General features: G+C 72.3%; 21 protein-coding genes. 11 read left to right on the plus strand and 10 right to left on the minus strand.

Annotated elements, in window-relative coordinates; all coding sequences use genetic code 11:
• Nucleotides 1-478 precede the first annotated feature (478 nt).
• Both QJ852_18470 and tpx read left to right on the plus strand, forming a co-directional pair.
• Complete coding sequence (locus QJ852_18470) at nucleotides 479-3028, plus strand: hypothetical protein (GenBank protein WGX95135.1); 2550 nt, start codon at nucleotides 479-481, stop codon at nucleotides 3026-3028.
• A gap of 34 nt (nucleotides 3029-3062) precedes the next feature.
• Nucleotides 3063-3554, plus strand: a complete 492-nt coding sequence (tpx, locus tag QJ852_18475) for a thiol peroxidase (protein ID WGX95136.1) — start codon at nucleotides 3063-3065, stop codon at nucleotides 3552-3554.
• 31 nt (nucleotides 3555-3585) lie between these two features.
• Here the strand turns inward: tpx and QJ852_18480 are convergent, their stop codons facing one another.
• Nucleotides 3586-3888, minus strand: a complete 303-nt coding sequence (locus QJ852_18480) for an MGMT family protein (protein WGX95137.1) — start codon at nucleotides 3886-3888, stop codon at nucleotides 3586-3588.
• 193 nt (nucleotides 3889-4081) lie between these two features.
• Nucleotides 4082-5290, minus strand: a complete 1209-nt coding sequence (moeZ, locus tag QJ852_18485) for an adenylyltransferase/sulfurtransferase MoeZ (protein WGX95138.1) — start codon at nucleotides 5288-5290, stop codon at nucleotides 4082-4084.
• Nucleotides 5291-5455: 165 nt separating this feature from the next.
• Here moeZ and QJ852_18490 point away from each other — a divergent pair, with 165 nt between their 5' ends.
• From QJ852_18490 to QJ852_18505, 4 genes are all read left to right on the plus strand, one after another.
• Entirely contained in the window at nucleotides 5456-6115 is a 660-nt protein-coding gene (locus tag QJ852_18490; GenBank protein WGX95139.1) for a TetR/AcrR family transcriptional regulator, read from the plus strand.
• Between the two features lie 49 nt (nucleotides 6116-6164).
• Nucleotides 6165-6395, plus strand: coding sequence for a DUF3107 domain-containing protein (locus QJ852_18495; protein ID WGX95140.1), 231 nt, complete (start codon nucleotides 6165-6167; stop codon nucleotides 6393-6395).
• A 75-nt stretch (nucleotides 6396-6470) separates the two neighbouring features.
• Nucleotides 6471-7280 carry a protein phosphatase 2C domain-containing protein gene (locus QJ852_18500; protein ID WGX95141.1) on the plus strand — a complete coding sequence of 270 codons (810 nt, stop codon included), beginning with the start codon at nucleotides 6471-6473 and terminating at the stop codon, nucleotides 7278-7280.
• A gap of 27 nt (nucleotides 7281-7307) precedes the next feature.
• Complete coding sequence (locus QJ852_18505; protein WGX95142.1) at nucleotides 7308-7679, plus strand: hypothetical protein; 372 nt, start codon at nucleotides 7308-7310, stop codon at nucleotides 7677-7679.
• A 407-nt stretch (nucleotides 7680-8086) separates the two neighbouring features.
• Here the strand turns inward: QJ852_18505 and ligD (QJ852_18510) are convergent, their stop codons facing one another.
• Together ligD (QJ852_18510) and ligD (QJ852_18515) are read right to left on the minus strand one after the other, a co-directional pair.
• Complete coding sequence (gene ligD / locus QJ852_18510; GenBank protein ID WGX95143.1) at nucleotides 8087-9007, minus strand: non-homologous end-joining DNA ligase; 921 nt, start codon at nucleotides 9005-9007, stop codon at nucleotides 8087-8089.
• Nucleotides 9007-9960 (minus strand): non-homologous end-joining DNA ligase, encoded by a 954-nt coding sequence (gene ligD / locus QJ852_18515; protein WGX95144.1) that lies wholly within the window; start codon nucleotides 9958-9960, stop codon nucleotides 9007-9009. Before ligD (QJ852_18515) ends, ligD (QJ852_18510) begins: the two co-directional genes overlap by 1 nt.
• A gap of 49 nt (nucleotides 9961-10009) precedes the next feature.
• Here ligD (QJ852_18515) and QJ852_18520 point away from each other — a divergent pair, with 49 nt between their 5' ends.
• Both QJ852_18520 and QJ852_18525 read left to right on the plus strand, forming a co-directional pair.
• The gene (locus QJ852_18520; protein WGX95145.1) at nucleotides 10010-10945 is read left to right on the plus strand and encodes a Ku protein; all 936 of its coding nucleotides are present in this window, start codon (nucleotides 10010-10012) and stop codon (nucleotides 10943-10945) included.
• A gap of 277 nt (nucleotides 10946-11222) precedes the next feature.
• Nucleotides 11223-12548: an HNH endonuclease gene (locus QJ852_18525; protein WGX95146.1), complete on the plus strand. Its 1326-nt coding sequence runs from the start codon at nucleotides 11223-11225 to the stop codon at nucleotides 12546-12548.
• Nucleotides 12549-12601: 53 nt separating this feature from the next.
• On the opposite strand, the gene QJ852_18530 is transcribed toward QJ852_18525, so the two are convergent.
• A complete protein-coding gene (locus QJ852_18530) occupies nucleotides 12602-14227 on the minus strand; it encodes a trypsin-like peptidase domain-containing protein (GenBank protein ID WGX95147.1) in 1626 nt (541 codons plus the stop codon).
• Nucleotides 14224-15543 carry a hypothetical protein gene (locus QJ852_18535; GenBank protein WGX95148.1) on the minus strand — a complete coding sequence of 440 codons (1320 nt, stop codon included), beginning with the start codon at nucleotides 15541-15543 and terminating at the stop codon, nucleotides 14224-14226. The genes QJ852_18530 and QJ852_18535 overlap by 4 nt, the downstream gene beginning before the upstream one ends.
• Before the next feature lie 122 nt (nucleotides 15544-15665).
• Between QJ852_18535 and QJ852_18540 the strand changes: the two genes are divergently transcribed.
• A complete protein-coding gene (locus QJ852_18540; protein ID WGX95149.1) occupies nucleotides 15666-16367 on the plus strand; it encodes a VWA domain-containing protein in 702 nt (233 codons plus the stop codon).
• On the plus strand, nucleotides 16364-17242 hold the full coding sequence (locus QJ852_18545; GenBank protein ID WGX95150.1) for a protein phosphatase 2C domain-containing protein: 879 nt from the start codon (nucleotides 16364-16366) through the stop codon (nucleotides 17240-17242). The genes QJ852_18540 and QJ852_18545 overlap by 4 nt, the downstream gene beginning before the upstream one ends.
• A 32-nt stretch (nucleotides 17243-17274) precedes the next feature.
• On the opposite strand, the gene QJ852_18550 is transcribed toward QJ852_18545, so the two are convergent.
• The 4 genes from QJ852_18550 to QJ852_18565 are packed head-to-tail and all read right to left on the minus strand — an operon-like array spanning nucleotide 17275 to nucleotide 25709.
• Entirely contained in the window at nucleotides 17275-18780 is a 1506-nt protein-coding gene (locus QJ852_18550; protein WGX95151.1) for a hypothetical protein, read from the minus strand.
• Complete coding sequence (locus QJ852_18555) at nucleotides 18777-19847, minus strand: ABC transporter permease (protein ID WGX95152.1); 1071 nt, start codon at nucleotides 19845-19847, stop codon at nucleotides 18777-18779. The genes QJ852_18550 and QJ852_18555 overlap by 4 nt, the downstream gene beginning before the upstream one ends.
• Nucleotides 19844-20746: an ABC transporter ATP-binding protein gene (locus QJ852_18560; GenBank protein WGX95153.1), complete on the minus strand. Its 903-nt coding sequence runs from the start codon at nucleotides 20744-20746 to the stop codon at nucleotides 19844-19846. Before QJ852_18560 ends, QJ852_18555 begins: the two co-directional genes overlap by 4 nt.
• Nucleotides 20747-20768: 22 nt before the next feature.
• Nucleotides 20769-25709: an NAD-glutamate dehydrogenase gene (locus tag QJ852_18565; GenBank protein WGX95154.1), complete on the minus strand. Its 4941-nt coding sequence runs from the start codon at nucleotides 25707-25709 to the stop codon at nucleotides 20769-20771.
• Nucleotides 25710-25777: 68 nt separating this feature from the next.
• On the opposite strand from QJ852_18565, the gene QJ852_18570 reads away from it, so the two are divergent.
• A complete protein-coding gene (locus QJ852_18570; GenBank protein ID WGX95155.1) occupies nucleotides 25778-26260 on the plus strand; it encodes a DUF2505 domain-containing protein in 483 nt (160 codons plus the stop codon).
• The last annotated feature ends 1 nt before the right edge of the window (nucleotide 26261 follow it).

Here is a 26261-nt window from a genome sequence, read left to right on the forward strand (position 1 = left end):
GTATGAGTCGCAAGGGGCCCTTCTGGTGACCGGTACTGGTGACGCTCCCGGTCGACCATCCGGCTGCTGCGATCCCGCGAGCCTCGTCACCCGGCTCACGCGGCCGGCGTCCCCGTGAGGGGCCGCCTCGCCTCGACCCGAAGGTCTCGGCCGGCCGGTCGGATCGTCGCCTTCCGGCTGATCCCGCTCTCCCGGAGGAGTGCGTGGGAGAAGTTCTACGCCCGTCCACCCGCAGGTGGCAAGGGGTTCCTGCCAGGTTTTTCAAGGGTTTTCCGTCATCCACCGGACCTCGGCGTGTCGTCCACAGGAACGCCCGATCTTGTCCACAGAGCGACGCCCACCATCCCCAGCCCATCCCCAGGAAGCGGCCGCCCCTGTGGAGGAATCGCGGGCGGAGTACGGGCTGAGTACCCGTGCTCAGTCGGGTCTGAGTGGTCCCCCGCTGGCGGTCGGCGAGCACAGATGGGGGAATGTACTCATGCGCTACGCCGACCCGTCGCTCTGCCCCGACTGTCGCTCCGCCCTCCCGGCCGGAGCCTCGGTCTGCCCGACCTGCGACCTGCTCGTCCGTCACCCGGTCGCCGTCGACCTCTTCGGCGCTCTCCAGCGCGCCGACGGACTGCTCACCCGGCTGCGCTCCGCCAGCGACGCCTTCCACGACCGGCCCGCCGCGGTGGCCGCACCCGGCGGCCTCGGCGGTCCGCTCGTGCCCCCGGCCGCGCCGATGCCGCCGAAGCGCGCGACGACGACCGGCCTGCCGTCGTACCCCGGCCCGATCCCGCCGCCGCCCGCACCACCCGCGCCGTCCCTGCGCCCGGCCGCTCCCGTCCCCCCGTCCCCCGGCGGGGTCTCGTTCGCCTCGGTCCCGAAGATCCTGCTCGGGCTCGGGGCGTTCTGCCTGCTCGTGGCCGCGGTGATCTTCCTGGCCGTGTCGTGGTCGACGCTGGGCGTCGGCGGCCGCACCGCGGTGCTCGCCGCTCTCACCCTGACGGCCGGCGCCTCCGCCCTGCTGCTGCACCGCGTCGGGCTCCGCATCGCCGGCGAGTCGCTCGTCGTCGTGGCGCTCGGACTGCTCGCGCTCGACGTCGTGGGTGCCGGTGCGGCCGGCTGGTTCGGCGACGGACCCGACGGTGCGATCGCCTGCGCCGCCGGCCTGGTCGTCGCCCTCGCCGGTGCCGGGCTCGGTCTACTCCGGGTGGGCGGCCAGCCGCGGCTGGTGGCGCCGCAGGTGATCGCCGGCATCGGCCTGTTCATCGGGTACGTCGGCGCGGCCGGCGCCACCGGCCACTGGCTGATCGCCGGTCACGTCGTCACCGCGCTCGCGCTCGGCACCGTGCTGCTCGGCCGGCGTACCGGTGCCTCGGCCCTCCTGTGGAGCGCCGCCGCCGCGGCCGGCCTCACCTGGGTCTGCACCGCCGGCGCCGCGTTCGTCGAGTCCCTCGTGACCCCCGACCTGCGCCAGCTCTGGGTCGACGGCACCGGCTGGTCGCTGCTCGTCAGCGCGGCCGTGCTGCTGGTGCCGGGCGCCGTCGTCCGGCACCGCGACCTGCTGCTCGCCGGCGCGAGCGGCGCCGCGATGCTCGCGACCGTCGTGCTCACGCTGCCGTCCGTCGACACCGACGCCCGCACCGTCGGGCTCGTCGCCCTCGGTACGACGGCGGCCTGGGTGCTCGCCCTCGGCGTGCTCCCGCGGGGGTCCCGGATCATCGCCATGGCCCCGGCCGCCACCGGCAGTCTCGTGCTCGTCGGCCTCGCTCTGCAGGCCACGGCCGACGTGCTCGACCGCTGGTCGCGGATCGCCGACGTCTTCGACCGCTCGTTCGGCGTCCGGCTGACCACGCCCGACCCGGTCGCCGAGCCCGCCGTGCTGGTCCCGTCGCTGCTGACCGTGCTCGCCTGCATCGCCCTCCTCGACCGCGATCGCACCCGGCGCACGCTGCCCGCCTGGGGCCGCATCGCCGGCCTGGTGATCGGCGTCGGGCTCGCCATCACCCTCGCGTCGTACGACGTGCCGCTGGCCGTGCCGCTCACCGTCCTGGTGCTCGTGGCGCTCGGGGCGACGGCCCTCGCGCTGGGGACCACGGGTGCGGAGGCCGCGATCTGGGCGCTGGTCGCCGTGACCGCCGGGACCGCGGTCGCGATCGGCGCCCTGCCCAGTGACGGCCTGCTCCTGGCCGAGCTCGCCCCGATCGCGGTCGCGCTGGTCGCCGTCGCCGTCCTCGGCCGGCAGCAGGCGACCCGGGTCGTGGCGGGCCTCGCCGCGCCGGCCGCGCTCGGACTGGCGACGGCTGCGGCCGTCCTGGTGATCGGCGACGACGCCGCCTGGGTGTCGATCCCCGTCCTGCTCGTCGTCGGAGTGCTCGCCCTCGCCGTGCCGCGCATCGACGTCGAGAGCGCGGCCGTCGTGGTCGCGCTCGTCGCCCTGCCCGCCTCGCTGTCGGCGACCGGCGACGTCGGTGGCTACGCGGCACTGTGGTTGACCGTCGCGGGCTTCCTGGCGTCCGGCACGGCGCTGCTGCACGACTCGCGCCGCGGCTGCGCGTTCGTGGGCGGTGCCCTCCTGCTGCTGGCCAGTTGGGTGCGGCTGGCGGACCTCGACGTCACCGAGCCGGAGCCGTACACCCTGCCGCTCGCGGCCGCGCTCCTCGCCTTCGGCCTGTGGCGGCTCCGGCGCTCGGCGGCGGTCGGCACCCTGGAGGCGCTGCTGCCGGGCCTGCTGCTCGCGACCGTCCCGTCCCTGATCTGGGTGCTCGGCGACCCCGTGTCGCTGCGGGCACTGGTGCTCGGCGGCGCCTGCCTGGCCCTGACGGTCGCCGGCGCGGCCCTGCGCTGGAGCGCTCCGCTGATCGTGGGCGCGGGCATCGGCGCCACCGTGGTGCTGCGCGAGCTCGGCCCCTACGCGGGCGAGTTCCCCAAGTGGGTCTGGATCGGCCTGGCCGGTGCGCTGCTGACGGTCGTCGGGATCACCTGGGAGCGGCGGCTGCTCGACGTGCGGCGGGCCGTCGGTCTCCTCGGCCGCCTCCGGTGACCGGGCGCTCGCGGTGACCTGCTAGACAGAGCACATGGCTACCACTGCACTCGGGGGGAACCCCGTCCAGACCGTCGGCGAGCTCCCCGCTGTCGGCGCCGCCGCCCCGTCGGTCTCGCTGGTCGGCGCCGACTTCGGCTCCGTCACCCTCCCGGAGGGCCAGCGCACGGTCCTCAACATCTTCCCCAGCATCGACACCGGCGTGTGCGCCGCGAGCGTGCGGAAGTTCAACGAGCTCGCCGCCGGCCTCGACAACACCACGGTCATCAACGTCTCCCAGGACCTCCCGCCCGCGCTGGGTCGCTTCTGCGGCGCCGAGGGCATCGACAAGGTCCAGGTCGGCTCGGCGTTCCGGTCGTCGTTCGGCGAGGACTACGGCGTGAAGATGTCCGACGGCAAGCTCGAGGGCCTGTTCGCGCGCTCGATCGTCGTGCTCGACGCCGACAGGACCGTGCTGCACTCCCAGCTGGTCCCCGAGATCGCGACCGAGCCCGACTACGACGCCGCCATCGCGGCGCTCGGCTGATCGACCGGCTGATCGACCGGCTGATCGACCGCTAGTCCCCCGTCGCCGGGTCCCAGAAGGCCCGGCGCATGTCGAGGGCCCCGCTGCTGTCGCGCAGCGGGGTCTCCTCGGCGAGGTAGGCCGTGCGGGCCCGCTCGTCGTGGCTCGGCGGGAGCGTGCCGTCGGCGCGCACGACCCGCCACCACGGCACCGGGCCGCCGTAGCGTGCCATCACCGAGCCCACCTGGCGGGGTCCCCCGCCGACGACGGCCGCCACCGCGCCATAGGTCGTGACGCGCCCCGGCGGCACCTGCTCGACCAGGTCGAGCACCCGCTCGACGTACCCCTCGTCCACGAGGCGATCATGCCGTGCGGCCCGGACGAGCCGAGAGCCCCGTCCGGCCGGACGGGGCTCCCGATGCTCCCTCGGTGCGACTCGACCGACGTGACCGAGCGCCCTCCGATTGGTGCGACGCGGCTGCGTGACCGCGTGCCCGGACCAACGACGACGCCGCGTCGCGGTTACGAACGCGCTCGCGCCATCGAACTCAGTAGCTGGGCTGGCTCGGGTCGATCTGGTTGACCCAGGCCACGACGCCGCCGCCGACGTGGACCGCGTCGTCGTAGCCGGCGCCCTTGACGATCGCCAGGCACTCGGCCGAGCGGACGCCGCTCTTGCAGTGCAGGACGACCTGCTTGCCGGAGTCGACGGGCGGCAGCTGGCCGAGGGCGGTGCCGTTGAGGAAGTCGCCCTTGGGGATGAGGACGGCGCCGGGGATGTGGTTGATCTCGGCCTCGGCGGGCTCGCGCACGTCGATCAGGACGAAGTCGCGGCTGCCCTCCTCCTTCTCCTTGATCATCGAGGCCAGCTGGGTGACCGAGATGGTCGCGTCGACGGCGGCGTCGGCGGCCTCCTCGGAGATCGCACCGCAGAATGCCTCGTAGTCGATCAGCCCGGTGACGGTCGGGTTCTCGCCGCACAGCGCGCAGTTGGGGTCCTTGCGCACCTTGAGCTTGCGCCACTCGAGCTCGAGGGCGTCGTAGATGACGAGCTTGCCGACGGCCGGCTCACCGGCGCCGATCAGCAGCTTGATGGCCTCGTTGACCTGGATCGAGCCGATGCTGGCGCACAGGACGCCCAGCACGCCGCCCTCGGCGCACGAGGGGACCATGCCCGGCGGCGGGGGCTCGGGGTAGAGGCAGCGGTAGCACGGGGCGTCGTCGGCCATCGTGGGGGCGAAGACCGAGGCCTGGCCGTCGAAGCGGTAGATCGAGCCCCACACGTAGGGGATGCCGAGGAAGTACGCCGCGTCGTTGACCATGTAGCGCGTGGCGAAGTTGTCGGTGCCGTCGACGATCAGGTCGTAGCCCCGGAAGACGTCCATGACGTTGTCGTTGTCGAGGCGGGTCTCGTGGAGGATCACGTCGACCAGCGGGTTGATCTCGTGGATCGACTCCTTGGCCGACAGGCCCTTCGACTTCCCGAGGTCGGACATGCCGTGGATGACCTGGCGCTGCAGGTTCGACTCGTCGACCTCGTCGAACTCGGCGATGCCGAGGGTGCCGACGCCGGCGGCGGCGAGGTAGAGCAGCGCCGGGCTGCCGAGACCGCCGGCGCCGATGACCAGCACCTTGGCGTTCTTGAGGCGCTTCTGGCCGTCCATCGCGACGTCGGGGATGATCAGGTGGCGGCTGTAGCGGCGGACCTCGTCGATGGTCAGCTCGGCGGCCGGCTCGACCAGCGCGGGAAAGCTCACGGCGTAACTCCTCGGGTACTGCAGATCGGATGGGGGCTGTCCAGGGCCAACGCAGTGGTGACCCCGGCTGTTCCCTCGGCCCTTCCATGGTCCCTGCCGACGCCAAGGGAGCCACGCCACGTCCCGGCATCCGGACCCCGGCTACCAACGAGTAGGCTTCGTGCTGTGGTGACCGAGCAGTTCAACCTCGACGAGCCCCGACCGCGCGGCGTACGACTCCCGCGGCGCGAACGGCGCGCACAACTGCTCGCCGCTGCCCTCGAGGTCTTCGTCGCGCAGGGCTATCACGCCGCCGCGATGGACGACATCGCCGAGCGGGCCGGGGTGTCCAAGCCCGTGCTCTACCAGCACTTCCCGGGCAAGCTCGAGCTCTACCTCGCGATCCTCGACGTCGCCTGCGACTCCATCATCGCCAACTGCCGCCGCGCCCTGGAGTCGACGCAGGACAACAAGCAGCGGGTGGCGGCGGCGATCGACGCCTTCTACGCGTACGTCGGCCACGACACCGGCGCCTTCCGGCTCGTCTTCGAGTCCGATCTCACCAACGAGCCGGCCGTGCGCGGCCACGTCGACCGCGTGACGACCGAGTGCGCGGCGATGATCGCCGCCGTCATCGAGGACGACACCGCCCTGCCGGCCGCGGCCTCGCAGCTGCTCGCCGTCTCGCTCGTGGGAATGGCACAGGTCAGCGCCCGGTTCTGGCTGACCGAGACCGACGGCGCCATGGCGGGCCTGAGTCGCGACGACGCCACCGCCCTGGTGGCGGGCCTGGCCTGGCGCGGCATCCGCGGGTACCCGCTCACGGAGGACCACCCCGAGGCCTGAGGCGGGCCTGACTAGGCTTGCGTCATCCCCACGAACGAGGAGTGTGCCCATGACCGTCGAGGTCAAGATCGGTGTGCAGAACACCGCCCGTGAGCTCGTGATCGAGACCGACGAGTCCCACGACGCCGTCGCGAAGCAGGTCGCCGACGCGATCGCCGCCGCCGACGGCGTGATCACCCTGACCGACACCAAGGGCAAGGTCACCGTCGTCCCGACCGCCAAGCTCGCCTACGTCGAGATCGGCCGCAGCACCAGCGGCCAGGTCGGCTTCCGGAGCTGAGCAGGCTGAGCCCCGCCGGGAACTCCGGCACCCGTCCCGGACGTTGACCAGGTACGACCCGGGAGGTGAGCGCCCATGCTGCAGTTCCGCTTCGCCGCGCGCAGCGAGACCGGCCGGGTGCGCACGAACAACGAGGACGCCGGGTTCGCCGGGCCCTACCTCCTCTGCGTCGCCGACGGGGTCGGCGGTGCCGAGGCCGGTGAGGTGGCCGCCGCCACGACGGCGTACGTCGTCAGTGCCCGTGCGCTCGCGCATCCCGGTCACGAGCCGTCGCGCCTGCTCGGCGCGGCGACCCGGGAGGCGCACGGCCAGCTCGCGGCCGGGATCGCGGCGGACCCCCGGCGCGCCGGGATGGCGACCACGCTCACCGCGGTCCTCACCGACGGCATCCACACCGCGCTGGCCCAGGTGGGCGACTCCCGGGCCTATCTCCTGCGCGCCGGCGAGCTGAGCCAGCTCTCCCACGACCAGACCCTGGTGCAGTCGATGGTCGACAGCGGGCAGCTGAGCGCGGAGCAGGCCGCCGCGTCGCCGTACCGCAACGTCGTGCTGCAGGCCGTCGACGGCGAGCACCTGCCCGACCCGGACCTGCTGCTGCTTGACCTGCGCCCCGGCGACCGGCTGCTGCTGTGCAGCGACGGCCTCAGCGACGTCCTCTCCGCCGCGACGATCGCGCGCGGGCTCGGCCTCGACAGCCGCTCGATGGCGGTCGACCGGCTGGTCCTGGCCGCGCTCGACGGCGGCAGCCGCGACAACGTCACGGCGATCGTCGCCGACGTGGTCGACGCACCGGCGATCGCCGCCAACGGGAGGGTCCTGGGCGCCGCGGCGGCCCTGGTCAACGTGGTCGACCCGGCGGCCGTCCGCCCGTTGCGCTCGGCCTGACCCCCGTTCCGGTCCTACACTGGACGGGTGAGCGCGAAGCGGTCGTACGAGTACGCGCGCCTGTGGGTGCCGTTGTACGACGCCGCCGCGCTCACGGTGACCCGGCCGGTCTACCTCATCGAGGCCGCCGACGGCTTCGAGGGCATCGCTGCCGAGAAGAACACGACCCTCATGGGCCTGTTCAACGAGCTGGGCCGGGCGGGCTGGCGCATCGACATGACCGCACAGCGGGTGGACCACCCCGCACCGGAGTTCCAGATGCTCATCGATGCCACGCTCGACGAGGCCGACCATGCGGTCTCGCCCGACGAGGTGGCGCATGCGGTCGGCTCCGGCGGCGACCCGGCGGGCGCCGTGACCCAGTTCGACGTCTACCCCATGCGGCGACGCCTGGACTGACGGTCGGGGCGCGGCACACGCGCGCAGCGCGCCTCCAGCAGTCTTGCCGCCAGGCCGAGGCTGGACCCACCGAAGCCACGCGCGGGCGCGGCAGCGCGGCGCACGCGCGCAACGCCCCTCCAGCAGTCTTGCCGCCAGGCCGAGGCTGGACCCACGGAAGCCAACCGCGGGCGCGGCAGCGCGGCGCACGCGCGCAACGCCCCTCCAGCAGTCTTGCCGCCAGGCCGAGGCTGGACCCACCGAAGCCAACCGCGGGCGCGGCAGCGCGGCGCACGCGCGCAGCGCGTCGTGCGAAGCCCGCGGGCCGAGCGGAGCGAGCGCCCGGGCGGCGAGCACGACCTGCGACGCGCTCGCGCCATCAAACTGCGACGCGCTCGCGCCATCAAAACTGCGACGCGCTCGCGCCATCAGACCGCGAACAGGTCTCCGTACTCCTCGACGCGCTCGAGGACCTGAGCCGGCGTGAACTGGTCGAGGCCGAGCGGGTCCTCGGCACCCTCGGCCACCTCGTCCCAACCGACGGGGGTGGCGACCTGCGGTCGCGGCGTGCCGCGCAGGGAGTACGGCGCGACGGTGGTCTTGGATCCGGCGTTCTGCGACCAGTCCAGGAAGACCTTCCCGCGCCGCCGCGCCTTGGTCATGGTGGCAGTCACGAGCTGCGGATGAGCGGCCTGGAGCTCCTCGGCGATCTGCTTGGCGAGCTCGCTGGTCTCGGTGGAGGGCAGCGGCTCGGGCAGCGGCGCGTACAGATGGAGCCCCTTGCTCCCGCTGGTGACCGCGACCGCGTCGAGGTCGTGCGCGGCGAGCGCCTCCTGCACGTGCAGCGCGACCTGGCAGCACTCGTGCAGGCCCGCGGGCTCACCCGGGTCGAGGTCGATGACCAGCCGGTCGGCGCCGACCGGCTCGTCGTCCGCATCGACGGTCCACTGGTGGACGTGGAGCTCGAGGGCGGCGAGGTTGACCGCCCAGACCAGGGTCGGGAGGTCCTCGATGATCGGGAAGACCAGGGTGTCACCGTGCCGGCTCGGCCCCCGGCTGCCGGTCGTGGGGACCTCCGCGGTCCGCACCCAGCTGGGCGTGCCCCGGGGGGCGTTCTTCTCGAAGAAGCTGAGGTCGCCGACACCGTGCGGCCAGCGGATCCGGGTCACCGGCCGCCCGGCGAGATGCGGCAGGAGGGCCGGCGCGACCCGGACGTAGTAGTCGAGCACCTCGCCCTTGGTGGTGCCGGTGCTCGGGTAGAGCACCTTCTCCAGGTTGGTGAGCCGCAGCGTGCGGCCCTCGACGTCGACGTGGACCTCGGTCTGCGGGTGCTCGCCCTGCTTCGGCATCAGCCCTCCTCCGGGACGAGGTCGTCCGGGGTCAGGTCGGTGCGCACGCCGCGGTACGACGGCTGCCGCAGCCGTTCGTAGCCGACCCCGTGGGTGTCGACGTCGACCACCACGACCGGCTCCACCCACCGCGTGCCGTCCGCGTCGACCCGCGGCACCTCGTCGCCGAACGGGCTGGCAGCGCGCGCCAGCGGTGCGAGCAGCTCGGCCAGGACCCGGGACTGCTTCGGGCCGATGCCGCTGCCGACCCGCCCGCGGAACGCCAGTCCGGCGGCCGTCGGCTCCCCCACCAGCAGCGCGGCGAGCCGGTCGCTGGTGCCGACCTGCGGCCGCCAGCCGCCCACCACGAACGAGCCGCGGTAGCGGTGCGGGAGCTTCAGCCAGTGCGGGCTGCGCTCACCCGGCCGGTACGTCGAGTCGCGTCGCTTGCTGACGATGCCCTCCAGCCCCTGGACCCGGGTGGCCTCGTGGAGCATCTCGCCGTCGTCGTACTCGACCGGGACCTGCCAGCCCGCACGGGACAGGTCCAGGGCGGTGAGCCTGCGGCGACGCTCGTGAAGCGGCAGACCGCACAGGTCCTCGCCGTCGAGATGGAGCAGGTCGAAGACCATGTAGGTCACCGGGATCCGCGCGGCCAGGCGGGCGACGGTCGCGGCATTGCGGACGTGCATCCGCTCGGCGACGACCCGGAAGTCGGGCACGCCGCGGTCGTTGAGCGCGATGATCTCACCGTCGACCACCAGGTCGCGGACGCCCGCGGGCGGGGTGACCAGCTCGGGCCAGGCCTCGCTGATCCGGTTGCCATTGCGGCTGGTCAGGATGACGGCGCCCGCCGTGAGGGCGCCGATCGCACGCACGCCGTCCCACTTGACCTCGTGGCACCATTCCTCGCCCCGCGGCACGTGGGTGCCGGGCGTGGCGAGCATCGGGCGCACCGATCGGAGGTCGAGCACGGCCCCATCATGCCGCCCGGACCGCACCGCCAGCGCGTAGGCTCGTCCCATGCGTGCGATCTGGAAGGGTGCCGTCTCGTTCGGCCTCGTCAGCGTGCCGGTCAAGCTCTACAGCGCGACCGAGAGCCACGACGTCTCGTTCCGGCAGGTGCACGCCAAGGACGGCGGGCGGATCAAGTACCAGCGGATCTGCGCGATCGACGGCGAGGAGGTGCCGTACTCCGACATCGCGAAGGGGTACGAGACCGAGGACGGCGAGATGGTGATCCTCACCGAGGAGGACATGGCCAACCTGCCGACGACCTCGTCGCGGGAGATCGCGGTCGAGAAGTTCGTGCCGAGCGATCAGATCGACCCGCTGCTGTTCGAGAAGTCCTACTACCTCGAGCCGGAGGGCACCGGCGCCAAGCCGTACGCGCTGCTGCGCCAGGCACTCCTCGACGCCGACCGGATGGCCGTGGTGACGGTCGCGCTGCGGCAGCGGGTGACCACCGCGGTGCTCCGGGTGCGCGACGACGTGATCGTGCTGCAGACGATGATGTGGCCCGACGAGATCCGCACGCCCGACTTCAGCGTCGAGACCGGCGAGGTCAAGGACGCCGAGGTCAAGATGGCCCACATGCTCGTCGAGACACTGTCCGGCGACTTCGACCCCGCCGAGTTCGAGGACGACTACGCCGACGCGGTGCAGGCCGTCGTGAAGGCCAAGATCGAGGGCGGCGAGGTGCAGCGCACCGAGACGTCGGCGAAGACCGGCGGCGAGGTGGTCGACCTGCTCGCCGCGCTGCAGCGCTCGGTCGAGGCGGCCAAGACCTCGCGCGGCGAGACGGACGAGAGGCCGGCCGCGAAGACCGCCGGCAAGAAGAGCGCCGCCAAGAAGACGGCGGCGAAGAAGACGGCCAAGACGCCGGCGAAGAAGGCCACCGCCAAGAAGACAGCGGCCAAGAAGACCGCGAAGAAGGCGGCAGCCAAGAAGGCCAGCTGACCTCTGTCGTCGGGTCGCGCAGCACCCCGGTGGTACTGCCGAAACGTGCCGGCGGGCTTCGGCCGCGTAGTCGTTTGCGTTTTCAAGAGCGCAGCGACGAGAACGCGGGCGCGGGGTTGGGTTCGGCGGTCGGGCTGCGGTTCGCGGGTCGGCTGGTCGGGCACTTCTGTCACAGACCGTGACGTTGATTCTCCACACCCCCGGGATCGGGTGTCGCCTGTCCACAGGCGGGTTTGCGACACTTTGAAGTGTCGTGGGTGAGTGGGAGAATCCAGTCATGGATCTCGCCACCCGCACTCGTTCGACAGCCTCGCTGCTGTCGCGCGTCGGTGAGCGGATCCGGTCCCGACAGACGTTGATCGTCGAGGAGTGGGAGGACATCACCGCCTGGGCCAGTGAGCATGTGATCGCCGGCCCTGAGGGGGTCGCGACCATCACCGAGGGCTACCTCGACACCGGGGTCCCGATCGCCGGTGACGGTGCCCCGTTGGTGTCGGAGTTCGGGTTGATGGAACTCGTCGCGGTCCTCGGCAGGTCCCCCGACGGTGGTCGGGCGTATGTCGGGCGGGTGATCGAGTGCGCGTGGCGACTCCCGAACGTCTATGACGCCGTCACCTCGGGCCGGTTGGCGCCGTGGCGGGCCGAACGGATCGCCGACCTCACCCACCCCCTCTCGGCTGAGGCAGCCGCGTACGTCGACCGGCAGCTCTGGGATGCCTCCGGCGTCGGGTGGGCCCAACTCGAGAGGTTGGTCGCCGAGGCCGTGCTGCGGTTCGACCCCGAACGTGCAGAGACCGAACGACGCAAGGCCGCCGACGCTCGTCGGTTCGACATCAGCGAGACCGACGAGCACGGGCTGGTCCACCTAGACGGCCTCCTCGACGCCGCCGACGGGCACGACCTGAACCTGGCGGTGTCTCGACGGGCCGAGGTCCTCGGGCGGCTGGGCGACGAGTCGTCGCTGGACGTGCGGCGGTCGAAGGCCGCCGCCGAGCTCGCGAGGCAGGACCTCGCCCTCGACCTGCTCATCCCCGACCCCGACACCGGAGAAGTCGTGGACACCGTTCCGGGACGCAAGGTCGTCCTCAACGTCCACGTCACCGACACCACCCTGACCGGCCAGAACCCGTTCGCGAACCCGGTCGGCCGGTGGGACGAGGGCCGCTGCCCGATCACCTCCGCCCAGATCCGGGAATGGCTCCGCGCCCGGCACACCACGGTGATCGTGCGACCCGTGATCGACCTGGCCGACCATCTCCCCGTCGGTTCCTATGAGATCCCCGACCGCCACCGCACCCGGGTGGTCCTGCGGGACCACACCTGCCGGTTCCCGCACTGCACCCGACCCGCCCAAGCCTGCGACCTCGACCACACCCGCCCATATGGCGAGGGTGGTCCCACCTGTCCGTGCAACGAGGTCGCGTTGTGCCGGCGGCACCACCGCGCGAAGACCCACTCCACCTGGCGCTACGACACCGTCACGCCCGGCACGTATGTGTGGACCAGCCCGAACGGGCATCGGTTCCGGGTCGACCACCGCGGCACCCACCCCATCCGCACCACCACAGAGCGGGCGAGCGACTCCGACCCACCCGACAACTAGCCACCCCGCCCCACACCCCGCAGAGACAGCATTCTGCGGGGGCATCGGCATGCTCAGTCGATGGCGTCCTCAGCCTTCGCGATCAGGTCCTTGACCACGTCGATGGCTCGGATCCGGCCGCTGGTGACCGCGGAGCCCTCCGCCGCGAAGAGCGAGGTCGGAATGCCGATCAGCTCGCCGTCCTCGTCGATCGCCATGCCGCCGGAGTTGCCGGGTGCGATCCGGGCGTCCGTGTCGAGCTCGGAGCGGGGGCCGAGGTCGGGGTCGTTGAGGACCGTCGAGACGACGCCGGTGGTGACGGTGATCGACTCGCCGTCGCCCGCGACCGCCGGGAAGCCGAGCACGGTGATCCGGTCCCCCGCGCGCAGGTCACCGGAGCTGCCGACCGGGACCGTCGGGAAGTTCAGCTCGCCCTCGAGCTTCTCGCCGTCGGCGGTGGCGTAGATCTGGACCACGGCGATGTCGAGCTCGCCGTCCGCCTCGACCACGCGTGCACGGTACCCGGCAGGGGCGTTCGTGTCGGTCCGCCCGTCGGTCAAGGAGACGAGCAGGTAGTCGGGGTCTGCGAGGCGGAGGTCGTCGCCGTACTTCTCCGCCAGACCGGGCGCCTCGGGAGCCGCGACGTGGGCATTGGTGAGGATCAGGCCGTCGGAGCGGATGATCGAGCCCGAGCCGTGGTAGGTCCCGGTGCTCGCGGGCGCACCGAGCCGGTGGCTCTCGGCGGTGATCTTGACCGTGGCCGCCTTCGCCCGCTCCAGGACGTCGGTGCCGCCGCCCGAGGGCCGGACCGGGTCGTCGCGGCCGGCGACGAGTGCCAGACCGACGACGCCGGCGACCAGAGCCAGGGCCACGGCGATGCCGCCGGCCACCGCGAGCCGCCGGCCGAGGCGTCGTCGGGCGATCCGCCGCTCCTCCTCGGCCGCTGACAGGAGGGGGACGAGGGTGAGCTCGGGACCCGCGACGGGATGCCCGAGGCGCAGCACGATCCGCTCGTCGAAGGTCCGGCTCGCGATCCGGCGCCCGTCGTGGAAGGTGGCCGCGTCGGAGAGGTTGGTGTAGGTCCAGCCGCCCGGGACCGGATCGATCCGGCCGTGCAGCCGGGAGCAGGCCGGATCGGCGAGCACCACCGTGCAGTCGCTGCGCCGGCCCACGGTGATCTCGACCGGGTGCCGGAACCGGTGCTCGCGCCCCTCGGCGACCAGCATCAGGTCCGGACCCGTCCGCGGCGCGGACGGCACGCCCGGCAGCGCGAGGACCTGGGTGGCGTCGTCGCCCGGGATCGCCGCCCCGTCCTGCGGCGCCGGCCCGGCCTCGGGGACCGGCCGGGCCTCGGGGACCGGCCGCGGGGACGGCGTGGCCGCCACGACGTCGTACTCCTCGGCGGGAACGACGACCAGGGTCGCGCCGGAGGAGGGCGGTCCGCAGCGGACCAGGGTCCGCCGCTCGATGGGGTACTCGGTGACCCGCTCGTCCTCGACGTAGGTGCCGAACTGGCTGCCCTCGTCGACCAGCACCCAGCCGTACGTCGTGGCCTGGAGCTCGGCGTGCTGACGCGAGACCGAGCCCGCGGTCAGCACGACGTCGGCCTCGACCGCACGTCCGATCCGGTAGACCTGCTTGCCGCCGAGGCGCACCACCCGGCCCTCGACCTCGACGACGAGGCCGTCCGCGCGACTCACTCCGGTCCGCCCGGCTCGGGGCGGCGTACCTGCACGGCGGCGTTGCGGATCTGGATCCGGGCACCGTCCACGAGCTCGATGGTGCGATCGGGCTCCAGCAGGAAGTTCTGGCCACCGGGATAGGCGACCGGCCAGGAGAAGTCGGAGGCGTTGTGCAGACCCCACCGGTCGGGTGCGTCGGGGTGGCGACGGACCTGCGCGAGCACCTGCGGGTGGTCGACGCCGGAGGTCAGGTGGTCGGAGCGCAGTGTGGTCTGCGGGCCGACCGCGACGGTGCGCCGGCCCAGGTGGAGCAGGTACGGCGGGCGCACCCGGGTGCCGTCCTTCCAGCAGGTCACGCCGTCGTCGGCCGCGCTCCAGAAGTTGGTGGTGCCGCAGGTCGGGCACGACAGCATCCCGTCGCGCAGCCGGTCGAGCGCCTTGATCCACTGGCCCTCGGTGACCCGGGCGCCCGGGTTGTCCATGCCGTCGACGAACGCCTGGACGAACAGATCGCGCAGGAACTGCGGGTAGATGCTCCAGTACTGCTGCACGATCCGCGCTGGCCGGTTCTCGGCGCGGGTCGGGTGCATGCAGAACAGCGGATCGCTGCCGAAGTGGGTCATCAGCCAGTCGGCATCGCGCATGCCCGCGTCGGTGCGCTCGCCCTCGAGCGGATGTCCCAGGAAGAGCGCGTAGAAGAGCAGGACGGCCAGCGAGTGCCGGTCGGTGTCGGTGTTGGGCAGCGTGCGGTAGGTCGTGTCGCGGACCACCTCGGGCGCCATGAAGTACGGCGTGCCCAGCACCCGGCCGGTCCCGTTGTCGATCCCGACGTTGTCGTTGTCGCAGATCAGCACGTCGCCGTTGCCCGGGTCGAAGAAGACGTTGCCGAAGGAGATGTCGCGGTAGCACAGGCCCCGCGCGTGCAACCGGAGGAAGCTGTAGCTGAGCTGGCGGCACAGCTCGATGATCGAGGCGAAGGAGACGTCCAGCGCCTTGCCGTCGCGATCGGCGTTGAGGAGCAGGTAGCTGAGCTCGAGGAAGCGCGGGTGGCGCAGGTGCATGACGTACCCGAAGCTGGGCTCGGTGCCGACCCGCGCCATGCTCAGGGGCCACAGGAACCGCTGGTGTGGGGAGCCGATCTCGACGAGTTGCTGCATCTCGTCGTACTGGCGGGCGGTGGCGCTCTCCGGCTTGTACCACTTCAGGGCGAGCGGCTCGCCGGCGTCGCGGCGCACCTCGAAGACGTAGCCCTGACCGCCCTGACCGAGCAACGAGGTCACCCAGGCCCGCCCCAACGGCCCGAGGTCGACCTCGACGCCCTCTGCCAGCACCATGGCTGTGCCCGACCTCCGTACTCGTCTTCCTCGTGTTCGATGACCCGTGACAGGCTATAACCTGAGCGGTTCGGGCAGAGTTGAAACCCGGGGGCCCGGCTGACCGTTGGAAGGAGGCCGCGATGAGCGACCGGCTCGGAGGCGCGCTGGCGCGCAAGCCGCTGCATTTCATCTTCGTGCTGGACGTGTCGGGATCGATGCTGCGCGGTGGCCGCATCCAGGCCCTCAACAACGCCATCACCGAGGTCCTCCCCCACCTGAGGGACGAGGCGCGCGCCAACCCGCACGCCGAGCTGCTGGTGCGGGTGCTCGCCTTCGCCAACGAGCCGCAGTGGATCATCGAGGAGCCGACCCCGGTCGAGGCGATCCACTGGAAGCGGCTCGAGGCGGTCCCGCGCGGCTTCACCGAGCTCGGCAGCGCCCTCCAGAACCTGGCCGGGGCTCTCGACCACCTCGACGAGAGTCACAGCGCCTTCCCGCCGGCGATCATCCTGGTCTCCGACGGCCGGCCCACGCAGAGCAGCGGCGTGACCTTCGCCGAGGGCCTGCAGGCACTGCTCAACAACCGCTGGGGCGCCACCGCCGTCCGGCTCGCGCTGGGCGTGGGCCGCGACGCCGACATGCACTCGCTGCGCCGCTTCATCGGCGACGAGGACGTCCCGCTGCTGCGGGCCGACAACCCCGAGCAGCTCGTCGAGTACATCGTCTGGGCGTCGAAGGCCGCCAGCAAGGTCGCCTCGCGACCCGTCGTCGGCCCCGGCTCGGGCGTGACCGCCGTACCGCCGAGCCCGATCGGCGACCCGATCTGGAGCACGCTGGGATGACGGACCGGCCGGAGTCCGATCCGGCGTGGACGACCCTGTCCGGTACGACGATCGGCTCGGTCCACGTCCGGGACCGGCTGCCGATCCAGGACGCGGTGCTCACCTGGAGCGACGCCGCCCAGGGCCAGGCCGTGCTGGCGGTCGCCGACGGCCACGGACACCGCCTCCACTTCCGCAGCGACACCGGCGCCGCGCTCGCCGTCGTCAGCGCGGTCGAGGAGCTGCGCCGCATCCTTCCCGACCTGCGGGCCGCCGACGCCGATGCCCGCAACCGCCTCGAGCACGCGGGCGCCGCGATCGTCGCCACCTGGGCCGCGAAGGTCCGGCACCACCTCGCGGCCAACCCCTACTCCCCCGCCGAGGACGAGCTCGGCGCGTCGGCCGACCCGCTGCGCGCGTACGGAACCACGATCCTGGCGACGGCCGTCACCGGTGACGTGCTGGTACACCTGCAGATCGGCGACGGCGACACCGTCCTCGTGACCGCCGACGGCGTGGCCTCCCGCCCGCTCCCGGAGGACCCGGACCTCGACGGCCTGCACACCAGCTCGCTGTGCCAGCCCCGGCCGGTGGACGCACTGCGCACCGCGGTCGTGGACACCCACGCCGACCGGGTCGCGCTGGTGTTCCTGTGCACCGACGGCTTCGGCCGCTCCCGCGTCGACGCCGACGGCTGGTGGCGCCGGACCGGCGAGCAGCTGCTGGAGTTCTCCCGGACCCGGGGCCTGGACTGGGTGCGCGAGCAGCTGCCCGAGTGGCTGGCCGAGCCCGCCCTCGTCGGCGGCGACGACACGACCATGGCGCTGCTGGTGCGCGGTGCGGGCGTGGCGAGCGGCGTACGTCCCGACCTGATCGACACGGTGCCGACACCCTGACCCGGCCCGGCCCGGCCCGGCCGGCGACGGTCTCAGTCGTCCGAGGGCCACCACGACTCGAGCTTGCCGAGGTCGCCTTCGAAGCTCCAGGCGACGCCGTAGCAATGACAGTCCTGGGAGTTCCAGTCCCAGTAGAGCGTGGCGGTCTCGCCGGAGCTGTCGAGGTAGGCGTAGTAGCCGCCCTCGGGCTCGCCCTTGCCGAAGCGCCAGGTGCCGCCGTTGCCCTGGGTCGTCGCGTCGTCGTACTGCTCCTTGTAGTAGCGGCGGTCGGCCTTCAGCTGCTTGCGGGTGGAGTAGCGGCCGACGGTGACGACGATGTCGTCGACGTCGGCCTCGCAGGTGCTCTCCTCGGTCTCTCCGGTGAAGTAGGTGCGCTGGCGCGTGCAGGTCGCGACGTCCAGGTTGATGTCGATGAACTCGCGCAGCACGGGATGGGCCGGCGCGGTCGGCTCCGCCACCCGGGGCGCGGTGGCCGTGAAGTCGCCGACGACCGCGTCGATGGTGGCCGTGCCCTCGCCCTCCAACTGAGCAGACTGCAGGGCGCTGCGGCTGTCCCAGTAGACGACGGCCGGATCCGTGGTGCCGCCCCGTTCGGGATCGAACTCGTAGAGGGCCGTCGCGTCGTTGTCAGCGGTCATGGTGCCGGCACGGTAGTCGAGGCGGGCGGTGCGGGCGGCGACGAGCGCGCCCTCGTCGGCGTAGGTGACCAGGCGCAGGGTGCCGGTGCTGACCGTGCATCGCACGACCTCGACCTCGCCCCCACCGGGATCACCGGCCACGCAGTCGGTGGCTCCCGCCGTGATCCGGCTCGACAGCGCACCGTAGCGGTCGTCGAGGGCCCCGAGGTCGACGTCGACCGCGGGCGTCCGGTGGCCACCGGACGTCCGCGTCCGCGGGTCGGGGTCGTCGTCGCCACCGGAGAGGGCGACGATCGCGGCGACGCCCCCGCCGACCAGGACGACGCCGGCGACGGCCGCCGCGACCCACGGCACCGCGCCACGCCGAGGGGGTGGCGGGGCGCCGGCACCGGGCGGCGGTGACGCGTAACCGCCGGGCGGGTAGGGCGCGGGGGTCGGGTACGGCGCCGGGCCGGGAGCCGCGGCGGACGGCGCGGCGGGCGGGGGCGGCCAGGCGGTGGGCGGCGGCAGTGGACCCGTCGCGGGACGGCTGGACCGGTGCCGCACGACCACGCCGACGGGCACCCGGCCGACGGCGTACCCGAGCACGGCGGCCGCCCAACTCGAGGCGGTCAGGTCGTCGCCCCCGCGGTCGCGGGCCAGCCGGGCGCCCGCCTCCTCGACGGCCCGGGCCGGGTCGGCGCCCCCGTCGATCAGCTCGCCGAGCGGCTGCAGGACGCCGAAGCGCACGGCGTCGACGAGGAGGTTGATGTCGCCTGTGCTCGCCTGCTCCTCGGTGAGGACGTCGTCGAGGATCCCCCGGAACCCGCCCGCGTCGTCGAGGATGCCGGGCCCGTGCTCGTCGACGAGCGCACGCAGGGCGTCGTGCAGCTCACCCGGCCCGGGCCCGGCAGTGCTCACGTGGTCTCCCAGCGGAACAGCTTGGCGGCGAGCAGGGTGATCACGGTGGCGAAGGCGGCCAGGATGAGCAACGGCATCACCGCCGCGCCCGGCCCCTGCCCCCGCACCATCACGTCGAGCATGCCCTCGTTGAGGTGCTTGAGCGGCAGGATGTCCGAGAACCGCTGCAACCAGGTCGGCGAGGCGTCGAGCGGGAAGAACGACCCGCTGAGGAAGGCCATCGGCAGGACCAGGAAGTTGGCCAGATTGACCGCGCCCTCCACAGTCTTCGCCACCGCGCCCGCGAACAGGCCCAGCGCCATGAAGCACAGCGTCCCGACGATGATCAGCGGCAGCGCCATCCACCACGAGCCGGACAGCTGGAGCCCGAACGCGGCCGCGCCCAGGCCGATGAAGAGCGCGAACTGCATGAGCGCGACCGCCAGGGTGACGGTGATCCGGGCGGCGACCACCGTGCCGGTGCCGACCGGGGCGAGCTGGAGGCGACGCAGCAGCTTGGACTGCCGCCAGCCCTGCAGCGTCGCGGCGGCGCCGAAGGCGGCGCTCATCGCGATCGCCCAACCCAACAGCCCCGGCGTGACGAACTGGATGGTCGTCAGGGAGTCGTCCTCGACCTGCTCGGTGACCAGACTGAACTTCGGCGGAGCGCCGCTGAGCGCGACGTTCGTGCCGTCGACGAAGGCACGGAGCGTGCCCTGGGTGACGGCCGCCTTGACCTGCTCGGTCTGGGTGTAGTGGGCGATGATCTCGTCGCCGCGCTGCTCCAGCGCCACGTCGGCGTCGCCCTTGCGCACCTGCTCGAGGGCGTCGTCCAGGTCATCGCTGTGCGTGACCTCGAAGGTGTCCGCGAACGCCTCGTCGGCGCCCTTCGGCAGCTGCTCGATCAGCGGCACGCTGCCGACCTGGATCATGTCGACCTTCGACTGGTCCTGGCTGGAGAACAGCCCCCCGAAGAGGACGAGGAACATCAGCGGGAAGATCACCGCGAAGAAGACCGACGCCCGGTCGCGCAGGAAGCCGCGCAGGATGGCGACCGAGAGGGCCCAGAACGGCGACTGGCGGTTCATGCGCGGTACTCCCGTCCGGTGAGGGAGAGGAAGACGTCCTCCAGGGTGCCCGTCTGGACCGTCACCCCGTCCAGGTGATTGCCCGCGGCGAGGACGCCGATGACGCCGGCCGGGTCGCGGGTCACGAGCACGACCCCGTCGGCGTCGTCGCGGGTCTCGATCACGCCCGCGATGGCTCCCGCCTGCTCGACGGTCAGCGAGCCGGGGGCGACCCGGATCCGGGCCGGTGCGTCAAGACCGCGGACCAGCGCGGCCGGGCTGTCGAACTGGAGGATCCGGCCGTGGTCCATGACCGCGACCCGGTCGCAGAGCACCTCGGCCTCGTCCATGTAGTGCGTGGTGAGCACGACGGTGCGGCCGCTGTCGTTGATGGAGGAGAGCAGGTCCCACAGGTTGCGTCGCGCCTGGGGGTCCAGCGCCGCGGTCGGCTCGTCGAGGAACACCAGCTCCGGGTCGTGGACCAGGGCGCACGCGATGGACAGGCGCTGGGCCTGGCCGCCGGAGAGGTCCTCGACGCGGGTGTCGGCCTTGTCGGTGAGCCCGACCCGCTCGACCCAGTCGTCAGCGGTGGCCTGCCCGACGCCGTACAGGCTGGCGAAGGTGCGGATCTGCTCGCGCGCCGTCAGTCGCTCGAAGAAGGACGAGGCCTGGAGCTGGACGCCGATCCGGGGCTGGAGCCGCGGGTTGCGCGGCCACACCGCCTCGCCCAGCACCTCCACGCCGCCGGCGTCGGGCCGGCGCAGGCCCTCGACCATCTCCAGCAGCGTGGTCTTGCCCGCGCCGTTGGGCCCGAGGACGCCCACGAACTCGCCCTCGGCCACGTCGAGGCTCACGTCGTCGACGGCGACCAGGTCGCCGTACCTCTTGGTCAGTCCGGTCACATGGATGGCGGTAGTCATCGTGACCGACCCTATCCGCGGCTCAGGCCAGCAAACCCCGCACCACGCGCAGGCCGACCGAGACCTTGGCGATGTCGGTCGGCTCGTCGGAGCACACCGCCGCCAACGCGCCGATCGCCTTGTCGACGACGCCGCCGGCCTCGGTCTCCCAGGTGGACACCCGGCGGGCGGCCGCCTCCAGCGGGTCGTCCGCGCCACCGACGTCGCGGGTGGCCGCGAGGACCTGCGCGGTGAGCTGGGCGTGCACGGTGTACAGGTCATCGCGGAGCGCCGCCCGGGCCATCGTCTGCCACTGGTCGGCCCGCGGCAGGTCGACGATCCGGCGCTGCAGCACGGTCAGCCCGAGCCGCTCGCCCAACGCGAAATGGACCCGCGCCACCTCGGCCGGGGTGAGGTCGTGGCTGTCGGCGATCTCGACGACGTTGAGCAGCGTGTAGGCGACGTCGAAGGAGGCGACCCGGGCCGCGAGATCCTCCGGCACGTCCTGCTCGACGAGCAGCGTCCGCCGGGCCTCGTACGACGCGAGCTCGGCGCCGGTCAGCAGCCGGGGCAGCTCCAGCATGGTCTCCTGCACGGGACCGGCGAAGAACTCGACATTGCTCTGACTGTCGAGCGGGGGCCGCCGGTTGGTGACCAGCCAGCGGGAGGCCCGCTCGACGAGGGTGCGCATCTCGACCCGCATCCGGGTCTGCACCGCCGCGTCGAGCACGTTGTCGTACTGCTCGAGCTCACGGCGCAGGGCGAGCGAGCCGAAGATCTCACGGGCCACGAAGTTGGCGCGGGTCAGCTCGGCGGCGCTGGCGCCGGTCTCGCCCGCCAGGCGTGGCCAGTAGGTCATGCCGGCGCCGTTGACCAGGTCGTTGACGACCTGGGTCACGATGATCTCGCGGCGCAGCGGGTGCTGGCCGATCTGGTCGAGGAAGCCCGCCTGGACCGGCTCCGGGAAGTAGGAGCGGAGATCGAGGGCGAGATAGGGGTCCTCCGGGAGGTCGGAGGCGAGCAGCTCCTCGGCCAGGACGATCTTCGTGTAGGCCATCAGCACCGCGAGCTCGGGCTGGCTGAGCACGCCCCCGGCCTCGATCCGGCGCTGCACCTCGCGCTTGGCCGGCAGCGCCTCGAGCTCCCGGTCGAGGAGACCCTGCGCCTCCAGGTCGCGCATCCACTGCTCGTGGACGTGCAGCAGGGAGACGGCGTTCTTGGCGGCATTGGCGAGCGCGAGGTTCTGGTCGTAGTTGTCGCGCAGCACGAGGGTGGCGACCTCGTCGGTCATCGATGCCAGCAGCTCGTTGCGCTGCTTGCCGGTCAGGTCGCCGTCGGCGACCACCCGGTCGAGCAGGATCTTCAGGTTGACCTCGTGGTCGGAGGTGTCGACACCCGCCGAGTTGTCGATGAAGTCGGTGTTGATCCGGCCGCCGGCCACGGCGTACTCGATCCGGCCGCGCTGGGTGAAGCCGAGGTTGCCGCCCTCGCCGACGCACCGCACCCGCAGCTCGCCGCCGTCGACGCGGATGGCGTCGTTGGACTTGTCGCCGGCGTCGGCGTCGGTCTCCCCCGCCGCCTTCACGTAGGTGCCGATGCCGCCGTTCCAGAGCAGGTCGACCGGTGCCAGCAGGATGGCCCGCATCAGCTCGGCCGGCGTCAGCTGCCGCACCCCGTCGGCGAGACCGAGCGCGGTGCGGACCTCGGGGCTGATCGGGATCGACTTGGCGCTGCGCGGGTAGACCCCGCCGCCGGCGGAGATGAGCGCCTTGTCGTAGTCCTGCCAGCTCGACCGGGGCAGCTCGAAGAGCCGCCGTCGCTCGGCGTACGACGCGGCGGCGTCGGGCCGGGGGTCGAGGAAGATGTCGCGGTGGTCGAAGGCGGCGACCAGGCGGATGTGCTCGGAGCAGAGCATGCCGTTGCCGAACACGTCGCCGGACATGTCGCCGATGCCGACGACGGTGATGTCCTCGTTCTGGCAGTCGATGCCCATCTCGCGGAAGTGGCGGCGCACGGACACCCAGGCGCCCTTGGCGGTGATGCCCATCGCCTTGTGGTCGTAGCCGACCGACCCGCCGCTGGCGAAGGCGTCGCCCAGCCAGAAGCGATAGTCGGCCGAGACGCCGTTGGCGATGTCGGAGAAGGTGGCGGTGCCCTTGTCGGCGGCGACGACGAGGTAGGAGTCGTCGGCGTCGTGGCGCACGACGTCGGGCGGCGGCATCGTCTCACCGCCGACGAGGTTGTCGGTCACGTCGAGCAGGCCGCGGATGAAGGTCGTGTAGCAGGCCACTCCCTCGGCCAGCCATGCCTCCCGGTTGGAGCTGTCGGGCAGCTGCTTGGCGTAGAACCCGCCCTTGGCCCCCACCGGCACGATCACCGTGTTCTTGACCATCTGCGCCTTGACCAGGCCGAGGATCTCGGTGCGGAAGTCGTCCCGCCGATCCGACCAGCGCAGGCCGCCGCGCGCCACCGCGCCGAAGCGCAGGTGCACGCCCTCGACCCGAGGGCTGTAGACGAAGATCTCGAACCTCGGCCGCGGCTCGGGCAGGTCCGGGATCGCCGACGGCTCCAGCTTGAGCGAGAGATAGGGCTTCGGGGCGCCGTCGTCGGTCTGGAAGTAGTTGGTCCGCAGGGTGCTGCGGATGTGGGTCAGGTAGGAGCGCAGGATCCGGTCGTGGTCGAGGCTGACCACGTCGTCGAGGGCGCCGCGGATCTTCTCGACGAGGGCCTCCTCGCGTGCGGTGCGCTCGTCCTCGGCGGCGGGATCGAAGCGCACCTCGAAGAGCGCCACCAGCAGCTGGGCGAGGTCGACGTTGTCGACCAGTGCCTGCTCGATCGAGTCGAGGGCGAACGGGCTGCTGCCCTGCTTCATGTACTTCGCGTAGGCGCGCAGCAGCATCGCCTGCCGCCAGGTCAGCTGGGCGCGCAGCACCAGCCGGTTGAAGCCGTCGGTCTCCGTGTGGCCGTCCCACATGGCGCGCATGGCGGCGGAGAACAGCTCGCGGGCGTGGTCGGGCAGCGCCTCGTCGTAGCGCAGGCCGAAGTCGTAGATGTGGGTACGCCGCTCCAGGCCGGCCAGGGCGTACGGCCGCTCGTCGACCACCTCGACGCCCATCGAGGACAGCATCGGCAGCACCGCGCTGAGGGAGAGCGGATCGCCGATCCGGAACATCTTGAGTCGGGCCTCGCCGTCGGCGGCGTCGACCTCGGCGTACAGCGACTGGTCGCGGCCCTCGTCGCCCTGGATGCCCTCGATCCGGCCGAGGTCGACCGCGGCGGTGCGCGGGGTGAAGTCCTCCTTGTAGGCCTCGGGGAAGGCGTCGAGGTAGCGGCGGCCGAGCAGCGCACCGGCCTCCTCGCCGTACTCGGCGATGACGGCCTGCAGGAAGTCCTCCTGCCACGAGCGCGACGCCTCGATCAGGCGGCGCTCGAGGTCGGCGGTGTCGATGTCGTCGGGGATCAGCTCGCCCTTGGGCAGGTGCACGACGAAGTGCACCCGCGCGGTCGTCGACTCGTTGATGCTGACGTTGAACTCGACCGCGTCGGGGCCGATCCGGCCCTTGCCGATCTGCTCGGTGAGGATCTGCACGAACCGATGCCGCACGCCGGTGTTGTAGCGGTCGCGCGGCAGGTAGACGAGGACCGAGAGATAGCGCGCGTAGGTGTCGCGGCGGATGAACAGGCGCACGGCACGGCGCTCGCGGGCCCGCATCGCCGCCTCGACGATCGGGGCCAGCTCGTCGACCGGCGTGTGGAAGAGCTCGTCGCGGGGATAGGTCTCGAGGGTGTCGAGGAGCGCGGCGCCGTCGTGGCTGCGGGCGTCGTACCCGCCGCGGGCGAGGACCTCGTCGACCTTCTCGCGCAGCAGCGGGATGCGCAGCAGCGACTCGGTGTAGGCGGCGCTGGAGAGCAGGCCGAGGAACCGGCGCTCCCCCACGACCTCGCCGTCGGGACCGAAGGTCTTCACGCCGACGTAGTCGAGGTACGCCGGGCGGTGCACGGTCGAGCGGGAGTTGGCCTTGGCCAGGACGAGCAGCCGCTTCTCGCGCGCCTTGGCCTTCACCGCCTCGGGGAGCCGGCTGAACGCGATCGAGGTGTCGCCCTCCGCAGGGCTCTCGCGCAGGATGCCGAGGCCGGTGCCGGGGACGGGGCGCAGGACATCGTCGACGAGGCCCTCGGGCTGCCCCTCGGCTCCGCCCTCCACAGGGACCCGGTCGAGGAGGTACTCGCGGTAGCCCAGGAAGGTGAAGTGCTCGTCGGCGAGCCAGCCGAGCAGCTCGGCGGCCTGCCGGACCTCGTCGGCATCGAGCGGCGGCGGGTCGGAGGCCAGGCCGGCGACGACCTCGGCGACCCGCTCCTGCATGGCCGGCCAGTCATCGACCGACGCGCGCACGTCGCCGAGCACCCGGCGGCAGTCGGCCGCGACCTGCTCGGGGGTGTCGTCGCCCTCGCCGCTGAGTCGGCCGATCTCGACGTGCATCCAGGACTCACGGACCAGGCCCTCGGCAGGCGCGGTCGACCCGGAGGCGACCGGCTCGGCCGCCAGCAGGCGACCCGCGTCGTCGCGGCGTACGTCGAAGGTCGGGTGGACCACGGTGCGCACCTCGTGGAGCCCCCGCGAGAGCTCCATGGTCAGCGAGTCGACGAGGAAGGGCATGTCCTCGACGACCACCTCCACCACGGAGTGGCCCCCGGCCGACCAGCCGTTCTCGGCCACCGTGGGGGTGTGCACCCGGACCTTGACCTGGCCCGCGGCCCGCTCGAGCGCGAGATGGAAATGGGAGGCGAAGGCGCCGTAGACGTCGAGATCGCTGCGGCTGGCGAGCTCCTCGGTCGCGACATGCCGGTAGTAGGCCGGCAGCAGCGCGGGGAGCGCATCACGGGGCGGCGCCCCGGGCCCCTTGGCCGGTCCGGCCGCGGCGGCGGCCTGCTCGAAGATGCGGTCACGGTCTGCCCCCTGTGCCGAGGGCGGCGGCGTCGTCATTGACACACCTCGACCCTAGGACCTGGTCATCACCGCTCACAACCGGGTCATGCGCCATGATGTCTCGCATGCGACACAGTCGAGAGCTCCCCTACGACGCCGCGCCGGAGGAGGTGTTCGCGATGCTCGCGGACCCAGCCTTCCGGGAGAAGGTCGGAGCCGCCCAGGAGGTCGTCTCGATCGACGTGACCGTGACCCCGGCCGGCTCCGGCTTCACCCTGGTCAGCGACCAGGTGCAGAACACGGCCGGACTGCCCGCCATCGCGAAGAAGATCGCCGGCGACACGACCCGCGCGGTGGTCCGCGAGGAGTGGGCCGACGCCTGCTCCGGCACGATCGAGATCACCGCTCCCGGCAAGCCGACCCGGGCCGTCGGCACCATCCGACTCACGCCGACCGGAGCGGGTACGACCTACGTCCAGGAGCTCGAGGTCACCGTCAAGGTCCCGCTGGTGGCCGGCAAGCTCGAGAAGCTGATGGCCGACAACATCGACGCCGGTCTCACCGTGGAGCACGCGGTGGGCGTGGCCTGGCTGAAGGGAGAGCGCTGAG

Origin of the sequence: Nocardioides sp. L-11A (genome assembly GCA_029961745.1) — a bacterium.
GTDB lineage: Bacteria > Actinomycetota > Actinomycetes > Propionibacteriales > Nocardioidaceae > Nocardioides.

Bases quoted from the DNA above. Each gene is read 5' to 3' on its own strand.
- QJ852_18470 (WGX95135.1), top strand. From the start codon at position 479: ATGCGCTACGCCGACCCGTCGCTCTGCCCCGACTGTCGCTCCGCCCTC.
- QJ852_18565 (WGX95154.1), bottom strand. From the start codon at position 25,709: ATGACGACGCCGCCGCCCTCGGCACAGGGGGCAGACCGTGACCGCATC.
- QJ852_18545 (WGX95150.1), top strand. From the start codon at position 16,364: ATGACGGACCGGCCGGAGTCCGATCCGGCGTGGACGACCCTGTCCGGT.
- QJ852_18500 (WGX95141.1), top strand. From the start codon at position 6,471: ATGCTGCAGTTCCGCTTCGCCGCGCGCAGCGAGACCGGCCGGGTGCGC.
- ligD (WGX95143.1), bottom strand. From the start codon at position 9,007: ATGCCGAAGCAGGGCGAGCACCCGCAGACCGAGGTCCACGTCGACGTC.
- QJ852_18520 (WGX95145.1), top strand. From the start codon at position 10,010: ATGCGTGCGATCTGGAAGGGTGCCGTCTCGTTCGGCCTCGTCAGCGTG.
- QJ852_18525 (WGX95146.1), top strand. From the start codon at position 11,223: ATGGATCTCGCCACCCGCACTCGTTCGACAGCCTCGCTGCTGTCGCGC.
- QJ852_18555 (WGX95152.1), bottom strand. From the start codon at position 19,847: ATGAACCGCCAGTCGCCGTTCTGGGCCCTCTCGGTCGCCATCCTGCGC.
- tpx (WGX95136.1), top strand. From the start codon at position 3,063: ATGGCTACCACTGCACTCGGGGGGAACCCCGTCCAGACCGTCGGCGAG.
- QJ852_18495 (WGX95140.1), top strand. From the start codon at position 6,165: ATGACCGTCGAGGTCAAGATCGGTGTGCAGAACACCGCCCGTGAGCTC.
- QJ852_18540 (WGX95149.1), top strand. From the start codon at position 15,666: ATGAGCGACCGGCTCGGAGGCGCGCTGGCGCGCAAGCCGCTGCATTTC.
- QJ852_18570 (WGX95155.1), top strand. From the start codon at position 25,778: ATGCGACACAGTCGAGAGCTCCCCTACGACGCCGCGCCGGAGGAGGTG.
- QJ852_18535 (WGX95148.1), bottom strand. From the start codon at position 15,543: ATGGTGCTGGCAGAGGGCGTCGAGGTCGACCTCGGGCCGTTGGGGCGG.
- QJ852_18560 (WGX95153.1), bottom strand. From the start codon at position 20,746: ATGACTACCGCCATCCATGTGACCGGACTGACCAAGAGGTACGGCGAC.